Annotated in this window: 23 protein-coding genes; 11 read left to right on the forward strand and 12 right to left on the reverse strand. The window is 69.0% G+C overall.

The window, feature by feature from the left end; translation table 11 throughout:
* Nucleotides 1-2 precede the first annotated feature (2 nt).
* A complete protein-coding gene (locus PCA_RS05920) occupies nt 3-545 on the reverse strand; it encodes a DUF924 family protein (RefSeq protein WP_181301721.1) in 543 nt (180 codons plus the stop codon).
* Between the two features lie 115 nt (nt 546-660).
* Here PCA_RS05920 and PCA_RS05925 point away from each other — a divergent pair, with 115 nt between their 5' ends.
* Complete coding sequence (locus PCA_RS05925) at nt 661-2,613, forward strand: M61 family metallopeptidase (RefSeq protein WP_181301674.1); 1,953 nt, start codon at nt 661-663, stop codon at nt 2,611-2,613.
* Nucleotides 2,614-2,686: 73 nt separating this feature from the next.
* On the opposite strand, the gene PCA_RS05930 is transcribed toward PCA_RS05925, so the two are convergent.
* The 3 genes from PCA_RS05930 to PCA_RS05940 all read right to left on the reverse strand — a co-directional run bounded on the left by PCA_RS05930 (nt 2,687) and on the right by PCA_RS05940 (nt 4,076).
* The gene (locus tag PCA_RS05930) at nt 2,687-2,902 is read right to left on the reverse strand and encodes a helix-turn-helix transcriptional regulator (protein WP_343204420.1); all 216 of its coding nucleotides are present in this window, start codon (nt 2,900-2,902) and stop codon (nt 2,687-2,689) included.
* A gap of 16 nt (nt 2,903-2,918) precedes the next feature.
* Nucleotides 2,919-3,347 carry a hypothetical protein gene (locus PCA_RS05935; protein ID WP_181301675.1) on the reverse strand — a complete coding sequence of 143 codons (429 nt, stop codon included), beginning with the start codon at nt 3,345-3,347 and terminating at the stop codon, nt 2,919-2,921.
* A gap of 204 nt (nt 3,348-3,551) precedes the next feature.
* Nucleotides 3,552-4,076, reverse strand: a complete 525-nt coding sequence (locus PCA_RS05940) for a DUF4405 domain-containing protein (RefSeq protein WP_181301676.1) — start codon at nt 4,074-4,076, stop codon at nt 3,552-3,554.
* A gap of 153 nt (nt 4,077-4,229) precedes the next feature.
* Here PCA_RS05940 and PCA_RS05945 point away from each other — a divergent pair, with 153 nt between their 5' ends.
* Nucleotides 4,230-4,592 carry a YciI family protein gene (locus PCA_RS05945; RefSeq protein ID WP_181301677.1) on the forward strand — a complete coding sequence of 121 codons (363 nt, stop codon included), beginning with the start codon at nt 4,230-4,232 and terminating at the stop codon, nt 4,590-4,592.
* A 10-nt stretch (nt 4,593-4,602) separates the two neighbouring features.
* Here PCA_RS05945 and PCA_RS05950 read toward each other — a convergent pair whose 3' ends face one another.
* Together PCA_RS05950 and PCA_RS05955 are read right to left on the reverse strand one after the other, a co-directional pair.
* On the reverse strand, nt 4,603-4,932 hold the full coding sequence (locus tag PCA_RS05950) for a metalloregulator ArsR/SmtB family transcription factor (RefSeq protein WP_181301678.1): 330 nt from the start codon (nt 4,930-4,932) through the stop codon (nt 4,603-4,605).
* A 7-nt stretch (nt 4,933-4,939) separates the two neighbouring features.
* Nucleotides 4,940-5,407 carry an SRPBCC family protein gene (locus PCA_RS05955; protein ID WP_181301679.1) on the reverse strand — a complete coding sequence of 156 codons (468 nt, stop codon included), beginning with the start codon at nt 5,405-5,407 and terminating at the stop codon, nt 4,940-4,942.
* Between the two features lie 325 nt (nt 5,408-5,732).
* Here PCA_RS05955 and PCA_RS05960 point away from each other — a divergent pair, with 325 nt between their 5' ends.
* From PCA_RS05960 to PCA_RS05975, 4 genes are all read left to right on the forward strand, one after another.
* The gene (locus PCA_RS05960) at nt 5,733-6,950 is read left to right on the forward strand and encodes a multidrug effflux MFS transporter (protein WP_181301680.1); all 1,218 of its coding nucleotides are present in this window, start codon (nt 5,733-5,735) and stop codon (nt 6,948-6,950) included.
* Nucleotides 6,951-7,036: 86 nt separating this feature from the next.
* Nucleotides 7,037-7,987, forward strand: coding sequence for an ABC transporter ATP-binding protein (locus PCA_RS05965; RefSeq protein ID WP_181301681.1), 951 nt, complete (start codon nt 7,037-7,039; stop codon nt 7,985-7,987).
* Nucleotides 7,984-8,745 (forward strand): ABC transporter permease, encoded by a 762-nt coding sequence (locus tag PCA_RS05970; protein ID WP_181301682.1) that lies wholly within the window; start codon nt 7,984-7,986, stop codon nt 8,743-8,745. The genes PCA_RS05965 and PCA_RS05970 overlap by 4 nt, the downstream gene beginning before the upstream one ends.
* A gap of 78 nt (nt 8,746-8,823) precedes the next feature.
* Nucleotides 8,824-9,675: a DUF3014 domain-containing protein gene (locus PCA_RS05975; protein WP_343204417.1), complete on the forward strand. Its 852-nt coding sequence runs from the start codon at nt 8,824-8,826 to the stop codon at nt 9,673-9,675.
* A gap of 18 nt (nt 9,676-9,693) precedes the next feature.
* On the opposite strand, the gene PCA_RS05980 is transcribed toward PCA_RS05975, so the two are convergent.
* Nucleotides 9,694-9,837, reverse strand: coding sequence for a hypothetical protein (locus PCA_RS05980; RefSeq protein WP_181301683.1), 144 nt, complete (start codon nt 9,835-9,837; stop codon nt 9,694-9,696).
* 279 nt (nt 9,838-10,116) lie between these two features.
* Between PCA_RS05980 and PCA_RS05985 the strand changes: the two genes are divergently transcribed.
* From PCA_RS05985 to PCA_RS05995, 3 genes are all read left to right on the forward strand, one after another.
* Nucleotides 10,117-10,695: a 2'-5' RNA ligase family protein gene (locus PCA_RS05985; RefSeq protein WP_181301684.1), complete on the forward strand. Its 579-nt coding sequence runs from the start codon at nt 10,117-10,119 to the stop codon at nt 10,693-10,695.
* An 83-nt stretch (nt 10,696-10,778) separates the two neighbouring features.
* Entirely contained in the window at nt 10,779-11,549 is a 771-nt protein-coding gene (locus PCA_RS05990) for a class I SAM-dependent methyltransferase (RefSeq protein ID WP_181301685.1), read from the forward strand.
* Nucleotides 11,550-11,697: 148 nt separating this feature from the next.
* The gene (locus PCA_RS05995) at nt 11,698-13,257 is read left to right on the forward strand and encodes a YdiU family protein (protein ID WP_181301686.1); all 1,560 of its coding nucleotides are present in this window, start codon (nt 11,698-11,700) and stop codon (nt 13,255-13,257) included.
* Between the two features lie 13 nt (nt 13,258-13,270).
* Here the strand turns inward: PCA_RS05995 and mfd are convergent, their stop codons facing one another.
* The 5 genes from mfd to rlmJ form a co-directional block, all read right to left on the reverse strand.
* Complete coding sequence (gene mfd / locus PCA_RS06000; RefSeq protein ID WP_181301687.1) at nt 13,271-16,861, reverse strand: transcription-repair coupling factor; 3,591 nt, start codon at nt 16,859-16,861, stop codon at nt 13,271-13,273.
* A 225-nt stretch (nt 16,862-17,086) separates the two neighbouring features.
* On the reverse strand, nt 17,087-17,689 hold the full coding sequence (locus PCA_RS06005) for a GNAT family N-acetyltransferase (RefSeq protein WP_181301688.1): 603 nt from the start codon (nt 17,687-17,689) through the stop codon (nt 17,087-17,089).
* A 124-nt stretch (nt 17,690-17,813) separates the two neighbouring features.
* Complete coding sequence (tsaA, locus tag PCA_RS06010; RefSeq protein WP_181301689.1) at nt 17,814-18,332, reverse strand: tRNA (N6-threonylcarbamoyladenosine(37)-N6)-methyltransferase TrmO; 519 nt, start codon at nt 18,330-18,332, stop codon at nt 17,814-17,816.
* A gap of 83 nt (nt 18,333-18,415) precedes the next feature.
* The gene (locus PCA_RS06015) at nt 18,416-18,925 is read right to left on the reverse strand and encodes a Slp family lipoprotein (protein ID WP_181301690.1); all 510 of its coding nucleotides are present in this window, start codon (nt 18,923-18,925) and stop codon (nt 18,416-18,418) included.
* 34 nt (nt 18,926-18,959) lie between these two features.
* A complete protein-coding gene (gene rlmJ, locus PCA_RS06020; RefSeq protein WP_181301691.1) occupies nt 18,960-19,886 on the reverse strand; it encodes a 23S rRNA (adenine(2030)-N(6))-methyltransferase RlmJ in 927 nt (308 codons plus the stop codon).
* Between the two features lie 109 nt (nt 19,887-19,995).
* Here rlmJ and PCA_RS06025 point away from each other — a divergent pair, with 109 nt between their 5' ends.
* Nucleotides 19,996-20,349 (forward strand): hypothetical protein, encoded by a 354-nt coding sequence (locus PCA_RS06025; RefSeq protein WP_181301692.1) that lies wholly within the window; start codon nt 19,996-19,998, stop codon nt 20,347-20,349.
* Nucleotides 20,350-20,584: 235 nt separating this feature from the next.
* Nucleotides 20,585-22,261 (forward strand): copper resistance system multicopper oxidase, encoded by a 1,677-nt coding sequence (locus tag PCA_RS06030; protein WP_181301693.1) that lies wholly within the window; start codon nt 20,585-20,587, stop codon nt 22,259-22,261.
* Nucleotides 22,262-22,488 lie beyond the last annotated feature (227 nt).

Raw genomic sequence — 22,488 nt, forward strand, 5'->3', positions numbered from 1 at the left:
GCTCAGCCGGCAAAACCGCCTGCATCGAGAAACGCCTGCTCCCCGGCCGTGGTCTCGCGGCCGAGCGCGGCGTTGCGGTGCGGAAAGCGGCCGAAGCGGACGATCACGTCGCGATGGATGTCTGCGTAGCGCGCGTAGTCGTCCAGCCCTTCGCACAGCGCCACGGAGCGGTCCTGGTCGGCCAGCGCCTCGCTGTGTTCGAACGGCAGGTAGAAGAACACGCGCAGCGCCGGTTCCACCGCGCGGTCGTGGCCGCGCGCCACCGCCTGCCGCGCCAGAGACAGCGCCAGCGGGTCGGTGGCGAACATGTGCGCCGTGCCGCGGAACACGTTTCGCGGGAACTGGTCGAGCAGGATCAGCAGCGCCAGCGCGCTCTCGGCCTCGTCCAGCCAGTGGTCGAGTTCGCGCCGCGCGGCGGCCATGTGGGCTTCGCCGAAGCGCGCGGCGAATTCGCGGTCGAAGGCCGCGTCCCTGGCGAACCATTTGTCCGGGCCGGCCTCGCGCCAGAAGCGCGCGACATCCTGCGGTTGGTGACTGGCGGTCATGGCGATCTCCTCGGCGATGGCGATGCCCATCGTCGCACAGTGCCAGTCGTCACCCTCGCGCGGGCCGGCGCTGGTGCTAAGTTGGGGAAATCCCGAGCCGCCTGCAGGTGCCGCCATGTCCCGTGTTCCGTCCACGCGTCCACAAGCTGTCCGTCGCCACGTCGCGGCGCGCCTCGCCCTGGCCGTGTCGCTGGCGCTCATGGCCGGCGCCGCCGGCGCGCAGGTATCGCGCAGCACGCAGGTGCCGGCGCCGCAGGACACGGCGTATCCGGGCACCATCGCCATCCACGTCGACGCCAGCGACGTGCGGCAGGGCATCTTCCGCGTGCACGAGAGCATCCCGGTCGAGGCCGGCAAGCTGACCCTGCTTTATCCGGAGTGGATACCCGGCGCCCATTCGCCCAGCGGCCCGATCGCGATGCTGGCGGGGCTGAAGCTCAGCGCCAACGGCAAACCAATCGCGTGGAAGCGCGACAAGTACGACGTGTACGCGTTCCATCTCGAGGTGCCCGCGGGCGTCGCCAGCATCGATGCGGATTTCCAGTACCTGTCGCCGCGCCGCGACGGCTACGAGATGACCGACCGCATGCTGATGCTGGAGTGGGACAAGATGTCGTTGTATCCGGCCGGACATTACACGCGCGGCATCCGTTTCGCGCCCAGCGTGGTGCTGCCGCAGGGCTGGCAGTTCGGTTCGGCGCTGGAGACGGCGACGCAGTCGGGCGCCACCACCACGTTCAAGCCGGTGAGCTACAACACGCTGGTCGATTCGCCGATGTACGCCGGCCGCCATTTCAGCCGCGTGGACCTGACCCCGCCCGGCGGGGCGCCGGTGCACCTGGACATCGTGGCCGACGCGCCGAAGTACCTGGAGATGACGCCGCAGCAGTTGCAGCAGCATCGCGCGCTGGTGAGCCAGGCGGTGAAGCTGTTCGGCTCGCACCACTACGACCACTACGATTTCCTGTTCTCGCTGTCCGACCAACTGGCCGGCAACGGCCTGGAGCACCACCAGTCCAGCGAGGACGGCATGGACGCCGACTACTTCACCGCCTGGGCCGACAACGCGCCGAACCGCGACCTGCTGGCGCACGAATACGTGCACTCGTGGAACGGCAAGTTCCGCCGCCCGGCCGATCTCCTGACGCCGAACTTCAACGTGCCGATGGGCGATTCGCTGCTGTGGGTGTACGAGGGCCAGACGCAGTACTGGGGCTTCGTGCTCACCGCGCGCGCCGGCCTGTGGACGCCGGAGCAGTTCCGCGATGCGCTGGCGATGGTGGCGGCGAACTACGACCGCAACCGCCCCGGCTTCCAGTGGCGCACGCTGGAGGACACCACCAACGATGCCACCGCCGCGCACCGCTCCGCGCTGCCGTACCGCAGCTGGCAGATGAGCGAGGACTACTACTCCGGCGGCCAGATGCTGTGGCTGGCGGCGGACGCCAAGCTGCGCGAACTCACCCACGGCAAGAAGTCGCTGGACGATTTCGCGCAGGCCTTCTTCGGCGTGGACAACGGCAGCTTCGTGACCAAGCCCTATACCTTCGACGACGTGGTGGCCGCGTTGAACGGCGTGGCGCCGTTCGACTGGGCCGGCTTCCTCCGCGCGCGTGCCGACGCGCTGAATCCGCCGCTGCTCGACGGCCTCGCCGCCTCGGGCTGGAAGCTGGTCTACACCGACCAGCCCAGCGCCTACGAGAAGCAGTACGACAGCCGGCCGGAGTCTTCGCGCCACATGTACAACTTCGCCTGGTCGATCGGCCTGACCGTGGACAAGCAGGGCGGCATCAACGACGTGCGCTGGGGCGGCCCCGCCTTCAAGGCCGGCGTCAGCACCGGCGCCACCGTGGTGGCGGTGAACGGGCAGGCCTATACGCGCGACGCGCTGAAGGAGGCGATCGTGGCGGCCAAAACCGGCAAGGCGCCGATCCAGTTGCTGCTGAAATACCAGGGTCAGATGCAGACCGTGCCGGTGGACTACCACGGCGGCCTGCAGTACCCGCACCTGGAGCGCATCGCCGGCACGCCGGACTACCTCGACCAGATCATCGCGGCGCGCAGGTAGCGCCTGCGCGTCTTTTCCCCTGGTGCAGGCGCGAGCACATGCCGGTGGCGGCGCGGTGCGGGTGCGGTCGTGCCTACTTCGCGTCGGCGGTTTTCGCCGTGGCGCCGGGGTTCCAGTGGAACACCTCTTCCAGCCGCTTGCCGAACACGTCGGCGATGCGGAACGCCACTTCCAGCGACGGCGAGTAGCGCCCCTGTTCGATCGCGGCGATGGTCTGGCGGGTGAGCCCCACGCGCTGGCCCAGTTCGGCCTGGGTCATGTCCTGCGCCAGGAAACGCAGCAGGCGCACCTCGTTGGTGAGCGGCTCAGTGGGCAAGGCGGGCCTTCCCTCGGTAACCCGTCACGATCAGCACGTCGCGCACCGTCTCCGCGAGCACGATCGCGAACAGCGCGGTATTCGTGATCTTCCAGCCGGTATCGGTGAACGGCATCACCACGCCGACCACGATCATCCCGGTGAGCAGCACGAAGTAGGCGATACGGGTGGCGCGTCCGTCGATGGCGCGGTCGCGTTCGTCCAGCAGCAGGGGCTCGCCGCGTTCCTGCCGCTTCATCAGCGCCAGGCCGACCAGGTAGGCGATCGCATGCACGCTGGCCACCACGGCGAGGCAGGCGATGCGCTCCAGGAACGTGGTGAACACCGTGGGCATGAGGCCCTGGATCAGGAAATAGACGATGTAGGGCGGACATTGGCTCCACAGGGAAAGCCAGGCACGCTTTTCGAAGGAGGGCATGGGGGCAGGTTCCGAGTTTGGTTTGGCAAACGTGATGTTAGATATTATTGACATGAAGTCAAGAAATATTTCCTTCGCGTGCCTGGCGAACCCCGTTCCTGGGTTGGGGTGGATCAACGGTGCAGCGGGCCCGTTGCCGCCGGGGCCGGCGCCGGCTGCGGGCGCAGGCGCCTGGGCGTGGTGGGGGACCAGTGCAGCGTGGGCTCAGCCGCGCGCGGGTTTGTCGACGCGGCGGCCCGGCAACATCGCATACAGCACATCGTTGGGCTTGGCCTGCGATGCGGCGGCGATGGCGGCGACCGTGTCCCCGGTGGATGCGGCCTGGTAGCCCTGCTGCTGCAGATGGCGCAGCAGTTCCTCGGGCGAGGCCTGCAGCACCGGCGCCAGGTCGGCAAGGCTGGCCTGGGTCATCAGGGTCACGGTCTGGAATACCGGGTTCGCGGCGCGGCCCTTGCCCGCGGTCAGCGCGAACGGCACCGCTGCCAGCAGCGAAAGCGCGATGGGGACGAGCAGCGTGCGGCGTTTCGCGTAGGCCACCAGCGGCTTCCAGTTCTTCACCAGGTGCAGCACGAACGGCGCCAGCAGCAGCATGCTCAGCCATTCATGCATGGCGTGGAAGGTGCGCGGCGCCCAGTGGAAGAACAGCGCCACGCCCGAGACGGCGGAGACGGTGAACAGGCCCGCGGTAAGCGGGGTGCCGTAGCGGTGCATGAAGTCGTTGAGGCGCATTCGCGTGGCGGTCCGGTCGTGGAAGGGCGTGCAATAATGATAGTTATTCGCATTTGAGGCAACCCGTTCGACCCCATGTCGATCCGCGTTGTCGCTGCTCGTCGTTTCCCGGACGCCGCACGCCTGCGGCGCCATGACTGCGGGAGAAACGGGATGCGATTCCTTTCGATGGTGCGGATCAACGAGCGCGCGGGCCAGAAGCCCGACGCGAAGCTGATGGATGACATGGGCCGGCTGATGGCCGAAATGAGCGCGGCCGGTTCGCTGCTGGACACCGCCGGGCTACGGCCCACCGCCGAAGGCAAGCGCGTGCGCCTGTCGCACGGCCGGCAGACGGTGGTGGACGGCCCGTTCGCCGAGACCAAGGAGGTGGTCGCCGGTTACGCGATGCTGCAGGCGGCGTCGATGGACGAGGCGCTGGCGCTGGCGCGCCGCTTCCTGGAGGTGCACGGCGACGGCTGGGAGGTGGAGTGCGAGTTGCGGCAGATCGACGAGGGCGGTTGCGACGCCGAGTGAGCCGCGAGTGTCAGTGTTCGACCCGCCGCTTCAGCCGTGCCAGCGCCTGGTCCCATTGCGCCGCGATCGCGTCCAGCGCCTCGCGTGCGGCGTCGATGCGCGACGGTTCCAGTTCCCACCGGCGTTCGCGGCCCAGCCGGTTGTCGCGCACCAGCCCGGCGTCCGCCAGCACCTGCAGATGCTTGGTGACCGCCTGGCGGGTGATCGCGGTGCCCGCGGTGAGCTGCGCGATCGACAGCGCGCCGCCGGCGCACAGCGCGGCGAGCAGGCGCAGCCGCGTGGCGTCGCCCAGCGCGGCGAACACCGGCGCGCTGTCCTGCCAGGCGGCGTGTTTCGGCATGGCGCGCTCAGTGGCCGGCGAGGTAGTTGCGGATGTTCGCCATCTGCTCGTCCCAGCCGCCGCTGTTCATGCGGTATGCCTCGGCGCGGCGGGCCAGCGGAATGCCGTCGAAACCGGATTCGACCAGGCGCAGCAGGATGCCGTCGGCGCCGTCTTCCAGGGTGAATTCCACCAGCGTGGTGGGCTCCCGCGAATAATCCGCGGCGGGGTCGACCGCGTAGGGATGCCAGCGGTAGGAGAACAGGCGTTCCGGCTCGATCCGCTCTATCTGCATTTCGCACATCAGGTGCTCGTAGCCGGGGTAGGTGATGTGGCCGCGCGCGGTCTGGCCGGCGACGAAACGCTGGCCCTCGAGGTCCACGCCGAACCAGTCGCCGAAGCTTTCGGCGTCCACCAGGGCGTGCCAGACCTTGGCGCGCGGGGCCTGCAACAGGATCTGCCGTTCGATGCGGTCGGCGACTGGCTGGGTGTTCATGGAATCCTCCGCGCAGGGTCATCGGCAACCCCGGGGTTGCAGGTTAGGCGTATCGGGGATCACATGCAACCTGAAAGTTGCATGAGGGAAGCCGTGGCCGAATGGAGGCTTGGTCCCGGGGTCGAAACCACGCGCCGGCTGGCGCGGCGCAGGCCGTACGGGCGTTCCCCGGTCCATTCCTGCGTCCGCGGCAAGGCAGCCGTGCCTGCGTCCGGTTGATTTCAAAACCCATTGGTTTAATATTGCCGGCCCCTGGCATGCGAACGACGGCGCGTTGCCATGGCTGTTCTCCTTCACGTCCCCGCATCTCCATCGAGGTTTCGCCATGACGTCCCGCATGCTGGGAGCGGCGCTGGTGCTCGGCCTGCTCTCGGCCATCGGCCCGTTCGCCATCGACATGTACCTGCCTGCGCTGCCCGGCATCCAGCGCGGGCTGCATACGGACGTGGACACGGCGCAGATGAGCCTGATGGCGTTCTTCGCGGCGGTCGCGGCGGCGCAGGTGATCTACGGGCCGCTGTCGGACATGTTCGGGCGCAAGCCGCCGATCTATTTCGGCCTGTGCCTGTTCGCGCTGGCCAGCATCGGCTGCGCGCTGGCGCCGGACATCCACACCCTGATCGCCGCCCGCTTCGTGCAGGGGCTGGGCGCCTGCGCCGGCATGGTGATACCGCGCGCCATCGTGCGCGACATGCACACCGGCAACGACGCGGCGCGGCTGATGGCGCTGCTGATGCTGGTGTTCAGCGTGTCGCCCATCCTGGCGCCGCTGACCGGCAGCCTGGTGATCCGGCTGGCGGGCTGGCGCGGCATCTTCTGGGTGGTGGCGGGCGCGGCGGTGCTGGGCCTGCTGCTGGCGGCGTTCGTGCTGAAGGAGACGCGCACCAGGGAGCAGCGGGTGGCGAGCAGCGTGGCTTCGGCGCTGGCGGGCTACCGCACGCTGCTGCGCGACCGCCAGTTCCTCGGCCTGGTGATGATCGGCGCGTTCGGGGTGTCCAGCTTCTTCACCTACCTTGCCAATTCCTCCTTCGTGCTGATCGAGCACTACGGGCTCACGCCCACCCAGTACAGCCTGGCGTTCTCGGTGAACGCGGTGTCCTTCATCGGCGCGGCGCAGTTCACCGGCTGGCTGGGCGGCCGCTACGGCTTGCGCCGGGTGGTGCGCACGGCAGTGATCGGTTACGCCGCGGCGATGCTGGCCCTGCTGGCATTGACCGCCGCGGGCGCGGACCGGCTGGATCTGCTGATGGCCTTGCTGTTCGTGGGCTACGGCTTCCTCGGCCTGGTGATGCCCACCACGGCGGTGCTGGCGCTGGACCGGCACGGCCCGATCGCGGGCACCGCGTCGGCGCTGATGGGTACCCTGCAATTCGTCACCGGCGCGCTGGTGATCGCGGTGGTGGGGCGTTTCCTCGATGGCACCGCCTTGCCGATGGTGGGCGGTATCGCCGGTTGCGCGGTGGCGGCCTTCCTGCTGGCGCGCTTCGCGTTGCGCCGCGACGATGAGCCGACACTGGGCGTCGTGGCAGCGGAGCAGGCCTGAAATGCGTTCGCCGTTCCGGCGCAGGCCGGGATGACGGACAGGGAAGCAAGCGGCTTGGGTATTTCCTCTCGAATCCGGAGGCGGGCATGAATGCAGTGGCACGAACGGCGACCGACGACATCCTCGTCGTGCGCGGAGTGGACAAGCTGTATCCCGGCGGCTTCCAGGCGCTGAGGCACATCGACCTGGAGATCCGCCGCGGCGAGATCTTCGCCCTGCTCGGACCCAACGGCGCGGGCAAGACCACGCTGATCAGCATCATCTGCGGCATCGTCAACCTGGGCGCCGGCAGCATCACAGTGGACGGCCACGACATCGTGCGCGACTGGCGCGCCGCCCGCTCGATGATCGGCCTGGTGCCGCAGGAGCTGAAGACCGACGCGTTCGAGTCGGTGTGGAACACGGTGCGCTTCAGCCGCGGCCTGTTCGGCAAGGCGCCGGACGACGCCTACATCGAGCGGCTGCTGAAGGAGCTGTCGCTGTGGGACAAGCGCGACAGCAAGATCCTGATGCTGTCCGGCGGCATGAAGCGGCGCGTGATGATCGCCAAGGCGCTGTCGCACGAGCCGCGGCTGCTGTTCCTGGACGAACCCACCGCCGGCGTGGACGTGGAGCTGCGCCGCGACATGTGGGCGATGGTGCGGCGCCTGCGCGAGAGCGGCGTCACCATCCTGCTCACCACGCACTACATCGAGGAGGCCGAGGAGATGGCCGACCGCGTGGGCGTGATCAACAAGGGCGAGCTGGTGGTGGTGGAAGAGAAGGCCGCGCTGATGCAGAAGCTGGGCCGCAAGCAGCTGCGGCTGCAGCTGCACGAGCCGCTGGATGCGGTGCCCGACGCGCTCGCGCCCCATCACCTGGAGCTGGCCGCGGGCGGCAACGAACTCGTCTACAACTACGACACCCAGGGCGAACGCACCGGCATCACCGGCTTGCTGGCCGACCTGGCCGCTGCCGGCATCCGCTTCCGCGACCTCAGCACGCGGCAGGACACGCTGGAACAGATCTTCCTGCAACTCGTGAAGGAGGGCGCATGAACTGGTACGGCGTACGCGCGATCTACCGCTTCGAAATGGCCCGCACCGGGCGCACCCTGATGCAGAGCGTGGCCTCGCCGGTGGTGTCCACCTCGCTGTACTTCGTGGTGTTCGGTTCGGCGATCGGTTCGCGCATCACCAGCGTGGAAGGCATCCACTACGGCGCCTTCATCATCCCCGGCCTGGTGATGCTGTCGCTGCTGATGCAGAGCGTGTCCAACGCGTCGTTCGGCATCTACTTCCCGAAATTCGTGGGCACCATCTACGAGGTGCATTCCGCGCCGCTGTCGTTCCTGGAGATCGTGCTGGGCTACGTGGGCGCGGCCGCCACCAAGGCGATCATCGTGGGGCTGATCATCCTGGCCACGGCACGCCTGTTCGTGGACTATTCCATCGCGCATCCGCTGGTGATGGTGGCGTTCCTGCTGCTCACCACGATCACCTTCAGCCTGCTCGGCTTCATCATCGGCATCTGGGCGGACAACTTCGAGAAGCTGCAGGTGGTGCCGCTGATGGTGATCACGCCGCTGACCTTCCTCGGCGGCAGCTTCTATTCCATCCACATGCTGCCGCCGTTCTGGCAGAAGGTGACGCTGTTCAACCCGGTGGTGTACCTGATCAGCGGTTTCCGCTGGAGCTTCTACGGCCTGGCCGACGTGGGCGTGGGCATCAGCCTGGTCGCGACCCTGGCGTTCCTGGTGTTGTGCCTGGCCACGGTGTGGTGGATCTTCAAGACCGGTTACCGGCTGAAGGTGTGAGCACGGCCGCCGTGCACTGAACGATTCGGCCGCACGCGAGTCGAACTCCGTTGGAGACAGCGGGTGCGGAGGTGGATCGTGGCGAACAGGCGCAAGTCGGGCAGCAGCGGGTGGACCATGGCGGTGATCGCGGTGGCGGCGATCGCCGCGGTCGCGGCCTACGTGGGTTGGCGCGCCACCCAGCCGAACGCCGGCGTGCAGCCCGCCACGCCGTCCACCGCGGCCGCCTCCACCAGCGCGGCCGCGCCGGCCGCGACCGCCGCAACCACCGCGATCCAGCATCCGATCGGGCAGGCGCCGGCCCCGGCATCCACCGCGCCGCTGCCTGCGCTGGGCGACAGCGACGCCAGCGTGGGCGCGGCGCTGTACGGGCTGGGAGGCGGGGCGCTGAAAGGCTTGCTGGTGCCGGAGCAACTGGTGACCCGCATCGTGACCACGGTCGACGCCTTGCCGCGGCGCACGCTGGGCAGCAGCTTCATCCTGCCGCTGCGCACGCCGCGCGGCGCGTTCCAGTCCCATGAGACGCAGGGCATCCTCACTGCCGACAAGCGCAACGCGGATCGCTACGCGCCCTACATGGGCATCGTGCAGCACGCCGATCCCAAAGCCCTGGTGGCCTGGTACGTGCACAGCTATCCGCTGTTCCAGCAGGCCTATCGCGAACTCGGTTATCCCAGGGGCTATTTCAACGATCGGCTGATTGCCGCGATCGACGACATGCTCGCGGCGCCCGAGCCGGCGCAGCCGCCTGCGCTGCAGCTGGTGCAGGGGCGCTATCTCTACGTCGATCCGGCGCTGGAATCGCTGTCGGTGGGGCGGAAGCTGATGCTGCGGCTGGGCGCGGCGAACGAGACGCAGCTCAAGGCGAAGCTGCGCACCATCCGGGGACTGCTGACCGCGCAACCGCCAACGGCCGCGCCCGTGCACTGACGGGCGCGCGCTGTCCGCTCAATCCACGTCGCAAAGCATCGCGCGCCGGGCATCCTCGTCGGCGCGTCGCGAGTGTGTTTCCGAGAGCCAGGTGACCAGTGCCGGCACGGTCACCGGCAACGGCTTGGGAACGGTTGCCTCGATGTACTTTCCGGCAAGCATCCCTGCGACCCTGCGTACTCCACGTTCCACTGTGGAGCGGGTCAGCGCTATGTGCATGCTTCAACCCTCGGCCACCCCTGTGTGGCCGTAGGCAGTACTTTAGCGGCATTCATGATACGTACACAATCACCCGACTGCCCTCGGCGTCCGGTTCGGATAGTGCGGTGCGACAGCGGTGTCGCCCACTCTGCTTCCGTCCACAACGCAGAGCTTGCGCAAGCTGCGCAAATACGCATATTCGGGGCAGCATTTTTCGTCCCTGCCACCCATCGATGGATCATGCACCGCAGCACGAGCGATTCGACCAGCGGGAACGCCGAAGGCGCGAGCAAGCTGTTTCTCGCGCTGCAGCCGGATGCGGATACCCGCCTTGCGCTGGCGCAGACCGCGGCCGCGGCGGGCATGGCGCCGGAGCGCGGGTTCCGGCGGGTGAACCCCCGACGCTACCACGCCACCTTGCACTTCCTGGGCAGCCATCCGGCGCCGCCGCTGGGCCTCGTCGCGGGTGCGGAACGGGTGGCAGCCAGCCTGCCGGGCGGCGCGTTCGACTGGACGCTGGACCGCCTGCGCAGCTTCGACGGGCGCCAGCCGCCACGCGTGCTGTGCGGTCGCGTGTTGCCGGAGGCCCTGCGGCGCTTGTGGCGGCAATGGCACGACCGGCTGCTGCAGGAAGTGCCGGGACTGAGGCTGGAGCGACGCTTCGTGCCGCACGTCACGCTGGCCTACGGCGGCGCGATGCTGCCGGAAGTGGCGGTGGCGCCGCTGCGTTGGCCGGTGCGCGAACTCGCGCTGCTGGAAAGCCGCACCGGCGAACGGGACTACCGCCAATTGGCCAGTTGGCCGCTGCGGCAGGATTGAAGTTCCGGCTTCATCCGGCATGGACACCGCGACCGGCGAACGGGTGCACAATCGGCACCCCATCGCCGAAAGCGGAGTCCGTCATGCGCACTACCGTTCTTGCCGCCTTGCTCGCGCTCGCCCTCCCTGCCGCTGCCGCGCCCGCCGGATCCTCCGGCAGCCAGGCTGTGCCCGCCTACGTCGCCACCGCGATGAACGATCCCGTCCGCGCCGCCGACGCGAAGGACGACGCGCGTCGCCAGATGGCGGCTGTGATGGGCTTCACCCAGGTGAAACCCGGCGACAAGGTGCTGGAACTGGTGCCCGGCAAGGGCTACTGGACGCGGATGTTCAGCGCCATCGCGGGGCCGCAGGGCCACGTCTATACCGTGTGGCCGGAAGGCATGGCGAAATACGCGGCGAAGAGCTACGCGGAATGGCAGAAGCTGGTGGCCACGCCGCACTACGCGAACGTGAGCCTGCTGCAGCAGCCGTCTGCCGAACTCAGCGTGCCGGCCAAGGTCGACGTGGTGTTCACCGCGCAGAACTACCACGACTACCACGATCCGTTCATGGGGCCGGTGGACATGGCGAAGTTCGACAAGGCGGTGTACGACGCGCTCAAGCCCGGCGGCGTGTTCGTGGTGATCGACCACGTGGCCCCGGCCGGCTCGGGCCTGGCCGACACCGACACCTTGCACCGCATCGATCCGGCCGCGGTGAAGAAGGAAGTGGAAGCTGCCGGCTTCGTGTTCGATGGCGAGAGCGACGTGTTGCGCAACCCCGCCGACCCGCACACGGCCGCGGTGTTCGACAAGTCGATACGCGGCCACACCGACCAGTTCGCGTACCGGTTCCGCAAGCCGCTGAAGTAAGGCGGCGCCGGGCAGCCCGGCTACGGACAAACAAACTGCGGAGCCGGGCCGCGTGCGGGCGAGTCTGGAAAGTGCAGGAAGCACTTTCCAGACATCAACAACGCGCCCCGCTCTGGGGCATGTGCAGACGGCGAGCTACCATCTCCCCATGCTCCCACTGCACTTCGACAACGCCTTCCTCCGCGAACTCCCTGGCGATCCCTCGGCCGCGCCCGGCCCGCGCGAAGTCGCCGGCGCGCTGTACACGCAGGTGCTGCCCACGCCCGTCGCGGCGCCACGTGTGCTCGCCCATTCGGCGGAAATGGCCACGGCCTTGGGTTTCGATGCAGACGAAGCCGCCAGCGACGGTTTCGCGCAGGTGTTCGGCGGCAACGCGCTGATGCCGGGCATGCAGCCCTGGGCGGCGAACTACGGCGGCCACCAGTTCGGCGTGTGGGCGGGCCAGTTGGGCGACGGCCGCGCGATCTCGCTGGGCGAGGCGGTCGCGGCGGATGGAGCGCGTTGGGAGCTGCAGTTGAAAGGCGCCGGCCCCACGCCGTATTCGCGCGGCGCCGACGGGCGCGCGGTACTGCGTTCCTCGATCCGCGAATTCCTGTGCAGCGAGGCGATGCACCACCTGGGCATTCCCACCACGCGCGCGCTGTGCCTGGTCGGCACCGGCGAAGCGGTGGTGCGCGACATGCTCTACGACGGCCATCCGCAGGCGGAACCCGGCGCCATCGTCTGCCGTGCGTCGCCTTCCTTCATCCGCTTCGGCAGCTTCGAGTTGCCTGCCGCGCGCGGCGACACGGCGCTGCTGCGGCAGCTGGTCGACTTCACCATCCGCCGTGATTTTCCCAGTCTCACGGGGCAGGGCGAGAGCCTGTACGGCGACTGGTTCGGCGAGATCTGCGCGCGCACCGCGCAGTTGATGGCCGGCTGGATGCGCGTGGGTTTCGTGCACGGGGTGATGAACACCGACAACATGTCCATCCTCGGCCTCACCCTGGACTACGGCCCCTACGGCTGGATCGACGACTACGATCCGGACTGGACGCCGAACACCACCGATGCGCAGCGCCGCCGCTACCGCTACGGCCAGCAGCCGAACGTGGCGTGGTGGAACCTCTCGCGGCTGGCCGCCGCGCTGGCGCCCTTGTTCGGCGACATCGCCCCGCTGCAGGCCGGGCTGGACCGCTACGCCGCCGTGTATGCGGAAGCGGACCGCGCCAGCATCGCCGCGAAGCTCGGCCTTGCCGCGTGCAGCGACGAGGACGTGGCCTTGATGCAGTCGCTGCAGGCCTTGCTGCATGAGGCCGAGGTGGACATGGCGCTGTGGTTCCGCGGCCTCGCCGATCTCGATCCGCAGCATCCGGCGTTGCAGCCGTTGCACGAGGCGTTCTACGACGAGGCGAAGCGGCAGGCGCACGAGGCGTCGTTCGCGGACTGGCTGGCGCGCTACGCCGCCCGCCTTGCCGGCGATTCCTTGCCACCGGCGGAGCGGCACGCCCGCATGCGCGCAGCCAATCCCCGCTACGTGCTGCGCAACTATCTCGCGCAGCAGGCCATCGAGCGGGCGGAGCAGGGCGACAACGCCGGCATCCACGAGCTGCTGGACGTGCTGCGCCATCCGTACGACGAACAGCCCGGCCGCGAGGCCTTTGCGCGCAAGCGTCCCGACTGGGCGCGGCACAAGCCCGGGTGTTCGATGCTTTCCTGCAGTTCCTGACCCGGCCGCTGGCTTACGCCGGCCGCCGCGCGCCCAGCAGCACCAGCACTTCCTGCGCGCTGCGGATGCGTTCGCTGGCGCCGGGCAGGTCGAGGGTGATGCGCAGCTTGTCCTGGCCGTCGAGCTTGTAGACGCGCGGCAGGCTCTGGATCAGCTTGATGATCGCCATGGGATCGACCTCCGGCTTGTCGCGGAAGGTGATGCGGCCGCCGTTGGCGCCGAAGTCCAGCTTGCGGATGCCCAGCGGCGTGGCCATCAGCTTCAGGCCGGACAGCGCGAACAGCGTCTTGGTGGGCTCGGGCAGCAGGCCGAAGCGGTCGATCATCTCCACCTGCAGGTCGCGCAGCTGCTCGTCGTTGCGCGCGCTGGCGATGCGCTTGTACAGCGTCAGGCGCGTGTGCACGTCGGGCAGGTAGTCGTCGGGGATCAGCGCAGGCAGGTGCAGTTCGACTTCGGTTTCGTGTTCGCTCGACAGGTCGAAGTCGGGCACCTTGCCGCTCTTCAGCGCGCGCACGGCGCGGTCGAGGAGTTCGGTGTAGAGGCCGAAGCCGATTTCCTGGATCTGGCCGGATTGCTCGTCGCCCAGCAGCTCGCCTGCGCCGCGGATTTCCAGGTCGTGCGTGGCGAGGGTGAAGCCGGCGCCGAGTTCCTCCAGCGAGGCCAGCGCTTCCAGGCGCTTCTCCGCGTCGGCGGTGATCGCCTTGCGGTCGGGCACGATCAGGTAGGCGTAGGCGCGATGGTGCGAGCGGCCCACGCGGCCACGCAACTGGTGCAGCTGCGCGAGGCCGAAGCGGTCGGCGCGGTCGATGATGATGGTGTTGGCCGTGGGAATGTCGATGCCGGTCTCGATGATGGTGGTACACACCAGCACGTTGAAGCGCTGGCGATGGAAATCCGCCATCACGCGTTCCAGCTCGCGCTCGGCCATCTGGCCGTGGGCCACGCCGATGCGCGCCTCGGGCACCAGTTCCTCCAGCTCGCGCACGGTGCGCTCGATGCTCTGCACCTCGTTGTGCAGGAAGTACACCTGGCCGCCGCGCGCCAGCTCGCGCTGGAAGGCTTCGCGGATGGTGGCCGGGTCCCAGGTGGAGATGAAGGTGCGCACGGCCATGCGGTGCGCGGGCGGCGTGGTGATCAGCGACAGGTCGCGCAGCCCGCTCATCGCCATGTTGAGCGTGCGCGGGATCGGCGTGGCGGTCATGGTGAGCAGGTCCACCTCGGCGCGCAGCTTCTTCAGCTGCTCCTTCTGGCGCACGCCGAAGCGCTGTTCCTCGTCCACGATCACCAGGCCCAGCTTGCGGAACTTGATGTCGGGCTGCAGCAGCTTGTGCGTGCCCACGATCACGTCGATCTGGCCGTCGGCGAGCCGCTTCAGCGCCTCGTTCACTTCCTTGGCGGACTTGAAGCGCGAGAGCACGTCCACCTTCACCGGCCAGTCGGCGAAGCGGTCGGCGAAGTTGCGGTAGTGCTGCTGGGCGAGCAGGGTGGTGGGCACCAGCACGGCCACCTGCTTGCCCGCGGTGGCGGCGGCGAAGGCGGCGCGCAGCGCGACCTCGGTCTTGCCGAAGCCCACGTCGCCGCAGATCACGCGGTCCATCGCGCGCGGCGCGGCGAGGTCGCGCAGCACGGCGTCGATGGCCTGTTCCTGGTCGGGCGTTTCCTCGAACGGGAAGCTGGCGCCGAATTCCTCCACCAGCAGGCGGTCGATGGACAGCGACTCGCCGCCGCGCGCCTCGCGCTGGGCGTAGATGGCCAGCAGCTCGGCGGCCACGTCGCGCACCTTCTCGGCGGCTTTCCTGCGCGCGCGTTCCCAGGCGTCGCCGCCCAGCGAGTGCAGCGGCGCCAGTTCCGGCGCGGTGCCGGAGTAGCGGCTGACCAGGCCGAGCTGCGCCACCGGCACGTAGAGCTTGTCGCCCTTGGCGTATTCGATGACGAGGAACTCGCCCTCCATCCCGCCCAGCTCCATCGACAGCAGGCCCTGGTAGCGGCCCACGCCGTGGTCCACGTGCACGATGGGCGAGCCGACCGAAAGCTCGGTGAGGTCGCGGATGATCGTGTCCGGATCGCGCGCCGCGCCGCGGCGCCGGCGCCGCTCGGTGCGCACGCGCTCGCCGAACAGCTCGCGCTCGGTGAGCACGGTGAGCATGGGCTTCGCCAGCGCGAAGCCCTGTTCCAGCGGTGCGATGGTGATGGCGAACTTGACTCCCTCGCCTGCGTGCTGGGGAGGGTTGGGGAGGGGGGCTTTTGCTTCTGCGCCAGTTGGGGCAGCCCCCTCCCGACCTCCACCTGCACGCAGGGGCAGGAGAAAGTCTTGCCAGCCGTCGACGTGCTCCGGCTTCAGGCCCGCGCCCGCCAGCGTTTCCAGCAGCGCCTCGCGCCGCCCGGCCGAATCGGCGGCGATCAGCACGCGGCCGGGGTAGTTCTCCAGGAAGTGGCGCAGCGAGGTGCCCGGTTCCTCGCCCTTGCGGTTCAGCGGCAACTCGGGCGCCGGCTGGGTGCCGGCGTCCATCGCGTGCGCATGGCCCGGCGCCACCACTTCCACGCGCAGGCGCCGGTTGAGCTGTTCGCGCAATTGCTCGGGCGACAGGTACAGCTCGGCCGGCGGCAGCACCGGACGCTCGATGTCGTGGGCGCGCTGGTCGTAGCGGTCGGCGGTCTGCGTCCAGAACGCTTCGCTGGCCTCGCCGGCGCCTTCGCCGAGCACGAACAGCGCGTCGTCGGCGAGGTAGTCGAACAAGGTGGAGGTGCCTGTATGCGGATCCCCCGCAACACCCCGCACATCCACGGGCGGACTCTTCGCGGGAAAGAACAGCGGCAGGTAGTACTCGATGCCGCCGGGCGTGACGCCTTCCTTCATGTCCTGGTACAGCGGGCAGCGGCGCACGTCGATGGGGAAGCGTTCGCGCAGTGCGTTGCGGAAGCCCTTGGCGGCCTCGTCGGTGAGCGGGAACTCGCGCGCGGGCAGCAGTTCCACCTTCTCCACCGGCTGCGCGGAGCGCTGCGTCTCCGGGTCGAAGCTGCGGATGGAATCGACCTCGTCGTCGAACAGCTCGATGCGGTAGGGCTCGGCCGCGCCCATCGGGAAGATGTCGATCAGCGCGCCGCGCACGGCGAAATCGCCGGGCTCGGCCACCTGCGGCACGTTGCGGTAGCCGCTGGCCTCCAGCCGGCGCTGCTCGGTGGCGAGGTCGAACTTCTGGCCTTTCGCCACCACCAGGCCGGAGCCGGTGATGTGCGAGCGCGGCGCGATGCGCTGCATCAGCGTGGCCACCGGCACCACCAGCACGCCGCGTTTCACGCCGGGCAGCCGGTACAGCGTGGCGATGCGCTGCGAGACGATCTCGGGGTGCGGGCTGAACGCGTCGTAGGGCAGGGTTTCCCAGTCCGGGAAATGCAGCACCGGCAGGTCGCCGGCGTAGATGCGCAGCTCGTCCTCCAGCGCCGAGGCGCGCTGGGTGTCGCGCGTCACCGCCACCAGCAGCCCGTCGTGCGAGCGTGCCGCCTCGGCCAGCAACAGGGCGCGCGCGGAGCCGTGCGGAGGCGTCCAGTAGCGGCGCTGTTTCGGGGAGGTGGGAAGCGGGGGATGCGGGATCGAGGCGGACATGGATACGTTGCGCTGGAGGCGCGAACGTCTTGCCGCGCCGGGAAAGCGGACAAGTGTAGCGCGACGCGTGTAACCAGCCTTTCTTCCTCGTGCCTCCGGGGAGAGGATCGAGGTGGGTGGCGGTGCTTGCGAAAGCGTTGCCTCGGAAACCCGCTCCGGTATCGCGGCGGGGCAGGCATGCCCCCCACCCCTGCCCTGTCCCCGATGGGGAGAGGGGCGAGGGCGTTAAAGGCGCAGCGAGAGCTGGGCTACGCCCGGTTCGCTGGGCACCAGGCGCTGGGTGAAGCCCAGATCCCGGCACAGTTCCAGCATCGGCCGGTTTTCCAGCAGCACATAGCCCCAGATCTCGGTGAGTTCGCGGCTGCGGCAGTCGTCGACCAGTCGCTGCATCAGCAGCACGCCGAGGCCCTGGCGGCTCCAGTCATGTTCCACCACCACGGAGAACTCGGCGTTGTCGGAGGTGTGGTCCACGTAGATGCGGCCCACGCCACGGATCTCGTGGGGGCGCACGGATTCGTCCATCAGCACGTACGCGGATTCGTGCACCGGATCGATGTTGCACAGGCGCTTGGCCATCAATGGCGGCAGCTCGGACATCGCGTGCAGGAAGCGCCGTCGGATGTCTTCCGGCGACAGCCGGGTAAATGCGCGTTGCAGCGCAGCGACATCGCCGGGTTCGATCACGCGCAGCCACAACTCGCGGCCATCCGTGCTGCGCAGGAGTTCGCCGTGCGGAGGGTGCCAGACCAGTGCGGAGACGTCGTACCCGTGGCCGCGCGGAAGCAGCGGCGGGTGCGAGATGGTGGGGCGCAGACTGGCGGAAATCATGTCAATACTCGGAAGTATTGTGTGCGGTGCAGCATAAGCTTGTATGAGTGATTATACAAGTCTTTGGGCCTTTTTGACGCAGTCGCACAACCAGGAGCGTTCAGGCTGGTGGCGTGCCGGCGACCTAGCGCGGCCGCTTCGGGCCCGGGGCGGAATGGCGGCCCTGCGCCGCGTCTATTGCGTCTATCCAGCCCGCCGGCGTGGCCGGAAACGCATCGGCGTAGGGCACGTAGGGCTTGATGTCGAGGATGGGCGTGCCGTCCAGCAGGTCCACGCCGCGCACGCGCAGCGCACGTTCCTCCACCGCGAGCAGTTCCACCGCGGACAAGCCGATCGCGTTCGGGCGGTGCGGCGAGCGCGTGGCCAGCACGCCGCGCTTGCCGCCACCGCGCGGCGGCCGCACCAGCGGCTTCCAGCCTTCGCTGCGATGGAACACGAAGATCAGCCAGACACGCCCGAAGCCGGCGAGGTCGCGGAACGCCTCCGCCGGCAAGCCGTCCACGAACTCGATGCGCGCCTCTGCCTCGGCACCCGTCTCGGTACCCGCCACCACGGTGGACTGGTGCGGCGCGTCGATGCGCCGCGCGTACGGCGAGCGCACGTGCGCGATGGGATGGGCGGTGAAGGGAGCGCTTTCGTCCATGGTCCGATATGTGGTTCGGGGAATGGCTGGGCAGCCGGATCGGGCGCGACGCGCATCGCCGGACGATGCAGCGGTAGCCCGAATCAGCGGATGCCCACGCCAAGCCCCACGCCGAAGCTCACGTTCGGGCGCCCGCTGCGCATTTCCTGGTCGGTCCATACATGCGACTGCGTAGCCTGCACCAGCGGAAACACGTAATCGGCCTCGCCCACCTTGCCGGCGCGGCTGCCGGCGAGTTGGCCGTCAACGGTGATCGGGGCGCCGTTGGGGTAGTTCATGGGCTCGGCGTAGCCCGCCAGCACGGCGATGAAGCGGCCGCTCGCGCCGCCGCCGAATTTCGGCCGCTGCGAGGCGTCAAGCGGGTAGGCGAGGATTTCGATCTCGCTGTGGTCGGGCAGGTTGCGTACTCCCACCACGCGGCCGCCCCAGATCACCTGGCCGCGCGCGTATTGCTCCGGCGACTGCCCCACCTGCATGGGCGTGGCGGCGACGGTGCCGGGCGCGGTCTTGTAGATCGGCGCGGGCGCGCAGGCGGCGAGGCCCAGCAGCACGATGGGAAGAAGGATGCGGGCGGAAACGGCGGCAAGGCGCATGGCGATCTCCCGGATGCGAGACGGTGGTCCGAGCTTAGCGGCGGCGCGGCCCCGGCGGTAGCCGGGCGGGCGCTGCGGGGGGCGCGGCGGATTCAGCCACCAGCCAGTCCAGCTTCCACTCGGCGGGGCGTTCCTGCGCAAGCAGGCGCGCCAGCGCGCGCAGCGGTTCGCGCAGGGTTTCGTCGAGCTGCCAGGGCGCGTTGATGATCGCCATGCCGGAACCGTTGAGGCGCAGCGGCGAGTCGTCGCCGTGCACCAGCAGCTCCGCGCGCAGCACGCGCTTCGCGCCGCAATGCTGCAGCCAGCGCAGGAAGGGCTGCACCTGGCTGCGCCGCTTGATCGGATACCACACCGCGTAGATGCCGCCGGGCCAGCGCTCCAGCGCGCCCTTCAGGGCGTGCTCGATCAGGCGGTACTCGGCCTCCTGCGCCTCGTAGGGCGGGTCGATCAGCACCAGGCCGCGCTTTTCCTTCGGCGGCAGCAACGCGCCCAGCGCCTCGTAGCCGTTGCGTCCGTGCACGTGCATGCGGGCGTCGCGGTGGAACAGTTCGCGCAGCCTTGCGGATTCCTCCGGGTGCAGTTCGCACAGTTGCGCGCTGTCGGTGTCGCGCATGGCCAGTGCGGCCTGCAGCGGCGAGCCGGGATAGAGCTTCAGGCCGTGTTCGTTGCCCGGCAGCGCGAGGATGGAATCCAGCCAACGGCGCAGCAGCGGCGGCAGTGCGGCGGCATGGGCGTCGCCGCCGTGCAGGTCGGGAAACAGCAGGCGGGCGATGCCGTCCCTGTATTCGCCGGTCTTGTCGGCCTCGGCGCCGTCCAGCGCATAGCAGCCGCTGCCGGCGTGGGTGTCGATCACGCAGAACGGCGCGGGCTTGAGCTTGAGCGCCTCGATCAGCGCCAGCAGCACCGCGTGCTTCAGGACGTCGGCGAAATTGCCCGCGTGGTAGGCGTGGCGGTAGTTCATGGCGGCGGCCGCAGAAAGGCGCCCAAGTATAGGCTGTGGCCGCCGCGCAGACCGCATGAAGCCGGCTTCAGGGTTGAGCGGGCGCGTGGTGCGTGGCTATGCTCGCGGCATGATCCGTTCGTCCCTCCGCCGCCTGCGCCGCTGCCGCCTGCTGTTCGTGCTGGCGCTGTGCGCGTGGCTGGGCCTGGCGGGTTCCGTGTTCGCCCATGCGGATTGCTGTGCCGGCATGGGCGGCATGTCCGGTGCCGCGACGATGACGCATCCCGACAGCGCGCAGGCCCCGTTGCATGCGGACGGCGCCCATGCCGGTGGCGCGTGTGCCTGCGTGCATGCGACGGCCGCGCTGCCGGAACTGGCTGCCGCCGTGGTGCCGGTACGCCTCGCCGCGACGAAGTGGCAGGCCTGGCCCGCCATCGCACCTACGCTTCCGCACCCGCCACCCTTGCGGCCGCCGCTGGCCTGATTCCTCCCGCTGATGCCGATTCGTTCGGTTGGCGGTGGTCTGATTTCGCTCGTCATCCCGGCGAAGGCCGGAGGCGCTTCGCCGTTGTGGGGCGCCTGCTGCTTTTGCAGGAATGACGAGCAGGCAGTCGATCAATCAGACCTTCCTTGGTCGCCTGCCCGCGCGCAGGCCCGTTGCCGCGTTCGCGGCAACGCCAGGCGGAATCCCGGTGATTCCGCGCAGGAGCAAAGCAGGTATGAACAGGCAGGATTTGCGCGGCGTGCAGTTGTCGCGCCGGCGTTTCGTGCAGGGTCTGGCGCTGGGCGGCGTGGCCGCCGGGCTGGGCTTGCACGTGGGCGGGGCATCAGCACAACAGGCCGCCGTGCGCCGCGAATTGCGCGGCACGCATTTCGAGCTTTCCATCGGCGAGCTGCCGGTGGATTTCACCGGGCGCAAGCGCATCGCCACTGTGGTCAACGGCCAGTTGCCCGCCCCGTTGCTGCGCTGGCGCGAGGGCGACACGGTCACGCTGCGCGTAACCAACCGCCTGCCGGTGCCCAGTTCCATCCACTGGCACGGCATCCTGCTGCCGTTCCGGATGGACGGCGTGCCCGGCATCAGTTTCCCCGGCATCGCGCCGGGCGAAAGCTGTACGTATCGCTTTCCGGTGCGGCAGAGCGGCACCTACTGGTACCACAGCCACTCCGGCTTCCAGGAGCAGGCCGGCCTCTACGGCCCCATCGTGATCGACCCGGCCGGCGGCGAGCGCTTTCCCGCCGACCGCGACTACGTGGTGATGCTCAGCGACTGGAGCGACGAGGACCCGGAGGCGATCTATGCGCACCTGAAAAAGCAGGGCGACTACTACAACTACGCCGAACCCACCGTGCCGGACTTCTTTCGCGACGCACATGCCCGCGGGCTTCGCGCGGCGCTGGCCGAACGGCGCATGTGGAACGCCATGCGCATGAGCCCCGCCGATCTCTCCGACGTGGGCGGCGCCAGCTACACCTACCTGATGAACGGCGTCGCGCCGGCCGGCAACTGGACCGGCCTGTTCCGGCGCGGCGAGAAAGTGCGGCTGCGCTTCATCAACGGCTCGGCGATGACGATCTTCGACGTGCGTATCCCGGGGCTGAAGATGACCGTGGTCGGCGCCGACGGCCAGGACGTCGAACCGGCGAGCGTGGATGAATTCCGCATCGCCGTGGCCGAGACGCTGGACGTGATCGTGGAACCCGCCGACGATCGCGCCTGGACGGTGTTCGCCCAGGCCATCGACCGCAGCGGCCATGCGCGCGGCACGCTGGCGCCGCGGCCCGGCATGGTCGCCGAGGTGCCTGCGATGGACCCGCGCGAGCCGCTGGCGATGGTGGACATGATGGGGGCGATGGACATGCGCCATTCGGCCGCCGTGCACCACGCGCGCAGCGAATACCGCAACCCCGGCGTGGACATGCGCGTGGACATGCCGCGCACGAACCTCGACGATCCCGGCATCGGCCTGCGCGGCAACGGCCGACGCGTGCTCACCTACGCCGACCTGCACACCATCGGCGGCTCGCTCGATCCGCGCGAGCCCGGACGCGAGATCGAGCTGCACCTCACCGGCAACATGCAGCGCTACATGTGGTCGTTCGACGGCGTGAAGTTCTCGGAGGCGAAACCGATCCGCTTCCGTGCCGGCGAGCGGCTGCGCCTGGTGCTGGTCAACGACACCATGATGAACCACCCCGTGCACCTGCACGGCATGTGGAGCGAGCTGGAAAACCCGCAGGGGCAATTCCAGGTGCGCAAGCACACCATCAACGTGCAGCCGGCGCAGCGCATCGCCTATGGCGTGACCGCGGACGCCCCGGGGCGCTGGGCCTATCACTGCCACATGCTCTATCACATGGAAGCGGGAATGATGCGCGAAGTGGTGGTCGCATGAGCGCGATCATCCGCAGGGCGCTCGTCAGCCTCGCATGCGCGTTGCCGCTGGCAGTGCTGGGGCAAACCGCGCCGGCGCCGGCGAGCAGCACAGGCATGGACATGTCGGAGATGCCGGGCATGGCGCACGATGCGGGCCATGCGGAGCATCCGTCGCATCATGGGCACGGCAAGCCGAAGCCGGCGAAGCAGGGCATGCCACAACGCACAGCAACGCCTGTTGACCAA

It is taken from the genome of Rhodanobacter sp. PCA2 (assembly GCF_013620825.1).
Lineage (GTDB): Bacteria > Pseudomonadota > Gammaproteobacteria > Xanthomonadales > Rhodanobacteraceae > Rhodanobacter_A.

Excerpts from the sequence above, each read along its gene's own strand:
- PCA_RS05920 (WP_181301721.1), bottom strand. The coding sequence starts at position 545 with ATGACCGCCAGTCACCAACCGCAGGATGTCGCGCGCTTCTGGCGCGAG.
- PCA_RS05925 (WP_181301674.1), top strand. The coding sequence starts at position 661 with ATGTCCCGTGTTCCGTCCACGCGTCCACAAGCTGTCCGTCGCCACGTC.
- PCA_RS05935 (WP_181301675.1), bottom strand. The coding sequence starts at position 3,347 with ATGCCCTCCTTCGAAAAGCGTGCCTGGCTTTCCCTGTGGAGCCAATGT.
- PCA_RS05940 (WP_181301676.1), bottom strand. The coding sequence starts at position 4,076 with ATGCGCCTCAACGACTTCATGCACCGCTACGGCACCCCGCTTACCGCG.
- PCA_RS05945 (WP_181301677.1), top strand. The coding sequence starts at position 4,230 with ATGCGATTCCTTTCGATGGTGCGGATCAACGAGCGCGCGGGCCAGAAG.
- PCA_RS05950 (WP_181301678.1), bottom strand. The coding sequence starts at position 4,932 with ATGCCGAAACACGCCGCCTGGCAGGACAGCGCGCCGGTGTTCGCCGCG.
- PCA_RS05955 (WP_181301679.1), bottom strand. The coding sequence starts at position 5,407 with ATGAACACCCAGCCAGTCGCCGACCGCATCGAACGGCAGATCCTGTTG.
- PCA_RS05960 (WP_181301680.1), top strand. The coding sequence starts at position 5,733 with ATGACGTCCCGCATGCTGGGAGCGGCGCTGGTGCTCGGCCTGCTCTCG.
- PCA_RS05965 (WP_181301681.1), top strand. The coding sequence starts at position 7,037 with ATGAATGCAGTGGCACGAACGGCGACCGACGACATCCTCGTCGTGCGC.
- PCA_RS05970 (WP_181301682.1), top strand. The coding sequence starts at position 7,984 with ATGAACTGGTACGGCGTACGCGCGATCTACCGCTTCGAAATGGCCCGC.
- PCA_RS05980 (WP_181301683.1), bottom strand. The coding sequence starts at position 9,837 with ATGCTTGCCGGAAAGTACATCGAGGCAACCGTTCCCAAGCCGTTGCCG.
- PCA_RS05985 (WP_181301684.1), top strand. The coding sequence starts at position 10,117 with ATGCACCGCAGCACGAGCGATTCGACCAGCGGGAACGCCGAAGGCGCG.
- PCA_RS05990 (WP_181301685.1), top strand. The coding sequence starts at position 10,779 with ATGCGCACTACCGTTCTTGCCGCCTTGCTCGCGCTCGCCCTCCCTGCC.
- PCA_RS05995 (WP_181301686.1), top strand. The coding sequence starts at position 11,698 with ATGCTCCCACTGCACTTCGACAACGCCTTCCTCCGCGAACTCCCTGGC.
- mfd (WP_181301687.1), bottom strand. The coding sequence starts at position 16,861 with ATGTCCGCCTCGATCCCGCATCCCCCGCTTCCCACCTCCCCGAAACAG.
- PCA_RS06005 (WP_181301688.1), bottom strand. The coding sequence starts at position 17,689 with ATGATTTCCGCCAGTCTGCGCCCCACCATCTCGCACCCGCCGCTGCTT.
- tsaA (WP_181301689.1), bottom strand. The coding sequence starts at position 18,332 with ATGGACGAAAGCGCTCCCTTCACCGCCCATCCCATCGCGCACGTGCGC.
- PCA_RS06015 (WP_181301690.1), bottom strand. The coding sequence starts at position 18,925 with ATGCGCCTTGCCGCCGTTTCCGCCCGCATCCTTCTTCCCATCGTGCTG.
- rlmJ (WP_181301691.1), bottom strand. The coding sequence starts at position 19,886 with ATGAACTACCGCCACGCCTACCACGCGGGCAATTTCGCCGACGTCCTG.
- PCA_RS06025 (WP_181301692.1), top strand. The coding sequence starts at position 19,996 with ATGATCCGTTCGTCCCTCCGCCGCCTGCGCCGCTGCCGCCTGCTGTTC.
- PCA_RS06030 (WP_181301693.1), top strand. The coding sequence starts at position 20,585 with ATGAACAGGCAGGATTTGCGCGGCGTGCAGTTGTCGCGCCGGCGTTTC.